The sequence below is a fragment of the Elusimicrobiota bacterium genome, from assembly GCA_026388075.1.
In the GTDB taxonomy this organism is placed as follows: Bacteria; Elusimicrobiota; Endomicrobiia; order Endomicrobiales; family JAPLKN01; genus JAPLKN01.
Genome location: JAPLKN010000083.1, coordinates 1 through 2,866, shown reverse-complemented (window position 1 = coordinate 2,866; position 2,866 = coordinate 1). Strand labels below are relative to the sequence as shown.

The 2,866-nt window shown below is 36.5% G+C and carries 3 protein-coding genes; all 3 read right to left on the bottom strand.

What is annotated here, in order from left to right; all coding sequences use genetic code 11:
• Positions 1–445 precede the first annotated feature (445 nt).
• From NT145_04780 to NT145_04770, 3 genes are read right to left on the bottom strand one after another with little or no spacing between them, the layout of a single operon-like run.
• A complete protein-coding gene (locus tag NT145_04780) occupies positions 446–1,651 on the bottom strand; it encodes a site-specific DNA-methyltransferase (GenBank protein ID MCX5782002.1) in 1,206 nt (401 codons plus the stop codon).
• Between the two features lie 6 nt (positions 1,652–1,657).
• Positions 1,658–2,440, bottom strand: a complete 783-nt coding sequence (locus NT145_04775; protein ID MCX5782001.1) for a restriction endonuclease — start codon at positions 2,438–2,440, stop codon at positions 1,658–1,660.
• Positions 2,437–2,649 (bottom strand): helix-turn-helix transcriptional regulator, encoded by a 213-nt coding sequence (locus tag NT145_04770; GenBank protein ID MCX5782000.1) that lies wholly within the window; start codon positions 2,647–2,649, stop codon positions 2,437–2,439. Before NT145_04770 ends, NT145_04775 begins: the two co-directional genes overlap by 4 nt.
• Positions 2,650–2,866: the final 217 nt, after the last annotated feature.

Below are 2,866 nucleotides of genomic sequence, written 5' to 3'. Positions count from 1 at the left end.
AACCCAAAAATGGAAATATTTTGCGTTTTTTGGATAAATGATTTTTCCATTTCTCCTTACAAAACGACAAAAGACTTCGATCATCCCAATTTTTCTTTGGGACTTCATACAACCTCACCTCCCTAAACCCGGCTTCTACACCTGTCGGGTCGAAAAGGGTTAACAAATAATGACTAGGACCCCGGGTAGAAGCCGGTAGTTAGGTGAAATATAAAGCCCACGCAAATTGGACTCACCAGCCAAAGAACTTTTACAGCAATCTTTGCAAATTAAAAAGGGCCCTACCAAGTTCTATAGCACTCGATAGCGCCCCAATATTTTGTGCGTTTCGTTCTGATACAGAAAAGGTATTATTTAGTTGACATTTTTCCTTTCTAATATTAATTCTGGCACTCCCCCACACAGAGTGCTTATATAAAAATATTACTTCTGTGTCAAGTTCTTTTTACCCTAAAAAAGAACTTTGATCAATATGTTCTGTTTTTTCATCCAAAGATTTCGGTTCGGAAATTGTCCTGGACTTCACAGAAGCAGTACATTCAGACAAAAACTCAAATTCTGCTTTTGAAAAAAGACTAGCAGGTAACGATTGTAATCTTTTTTTAGTAACTTTAATTGCATGTTCTGATTTATCAATACCGATCCAATTGCGATTCAATTCTTGCGCTGCAACAAGTGTAGTTCCAGACCCGCAGAAACAATCAAGCACCAAATCGCCCTCGTTTGATGAAGCTTCTATTATAAACTTTAGCAGGTCAATATTTTTTTCGGTAGGATAGCTAGGATATTGAGGATCCTTAAACTCCCATATGTCCTGCATTTTCTTTCCGTCCCTTTCATCAACAAAAATCTTTTTCCTTGGAACACCATTCGCAGACCATTCAATAAGTCCTTGCTTGTCCCATTCTTCCAAAAGAGCAGGGTCGCTACGCCAGTGCCGTCCCTTTGGCGGTTTTATTCCGCGCCATGCCTTGCCAGTACTGCCATTTGCTGTTTCGCCGGGTGCATGCAAAGGAATTGTTGTATATTTTCTATTATCTTTATCAACCTTTTTGAACAATCTCTCTACATCATCATTCGAAAAAGGGATTTTTGGATTATTCCATGTTGGAGCATCTGATTTTGAGTAAAAAAGTATTAAATCTTTTACATTTCCGTAGGCTTTTCGTTGAAAGTTTTTAGGATTGCATTTAATACGAGTAATATCATTCCTAAAATTCTTTATTCCAAACACTTCATCCATCATCAACTTTACATAATGCCCGATCTTATAGTCTATATGTAGATAGAGTGAAGCAGTATTTGACATCAATTCTCTAAGCAAAATTAGTCTTTCTCGTATATATTCTAAAAAATCAGCACCGAGCAAAGTGTCGCTGTACGCAATCTGATCTTCATTGCTGCTACTAATAGTGTTAGCTCTTTCTTCGCCAATCTTAAAATGCCCATTCGTTGCAAAAGGTGGATCAATATAAATTAAATTAACCTTGCCTGCCAGACCATAATCATCAAGAAGAGCTTTAAGCACAGCAAGATTGTCGCCTTGAATCAGCTTATTTGTTGCTCCTTTACCCGAAAAAGAATTTAACTCCGCCTTAGCGGTGTTCAGAATTTCATTCTCTGTTTTTTTGTTTTCATAATTTAGAATCATAGAATTTTATACCTGATAGAGAAACTCACGAAAAACGAGACTACTCATTATATTTTCATTCTTTAGTTTAGTGGTAATGTCCCTATACATTTTATTATTTCCTTTGATGTAGAGCACACCGTCAAGAATAGCCACTTTGATTGCCTTTACATTTTTTGTTTTAATGGTGGCAATAGCATCATTGAATTGTGCGTTTTGGTGTCCTCCAAAATCGGTCAGAAACTTTGCTTCGCCAATTACATATTTACCATTGAAACGACCAATAAAATCGAGTCCTTTGTTATGCTTATAGTTTAAATGTTCTTTGGCGAATCTCATCATTTCCGCATCACCTGCATCAAGAATTGCATTGCCTCTTGTCGCTATAAACTTATCCATCATTATAGGTTGCACCCCTAATGATTTTCTATTTAACCATCGACGGAATAAAGGGCCAATTTGTCGGTTAGTTTCCTTTGGTTCAGAGCAACGAGAGTAAAGAGTATCTAGCCCCATTTCATAGAGACGACCGCAGAGCCTCGCAACTGTTGCAGGATTGCGTGCCAGAGAACTCTTATCCCTTTTCAAATAAGCCACATAGGAATCCTTGATCGGGAATAAACCAAGCTTCAAAAGATTATCTAACAGGGCAATATTATCTCTTTTTTCAAACGCTTTTTCGATACCCTTCCAAAGTTCGTCGTCAATATCTCTAATACCTTCAGGAATAGTCGGATACACTTGGAAAAGGTCATCCAAGTAACTCCTTTGGTTAGCATATTCAATACTTAATTTTATCCATTCGTTCATAATTTTATTAAATCATCAATGGTTACATTCAAAGCATCAGCGATTTTTTTTACAGTATCAATAGTTGGATTAGGTGTTGACCCTGCTTCGATTTTTGCGATGGTGTGAAAAGCAAGATTAGCCTTTTTTGAAAGGATATCTTGGGAAATATCTAATTTTTTTCGATATTTCTTAATGTTCTTTGATATGACAGATTCTTTGCTTGACATATTCGTATAGTTTTACTACTATTGGCAGTTAGTATACAGTAGATTGATTATGCCTTAAGTATATGAAAATAATAGTGTTAGGTCAACAAATTATGGATTCTTTTTTAACAACTTTTTTGCGCGCGGGAATGGTTCGATAAACTCACCACTTTAAAAAAATAAATCGTTTTGAGCGGGGCGACAACTTCCTAAATTAATTTCAATGGAGTCCCGCTGT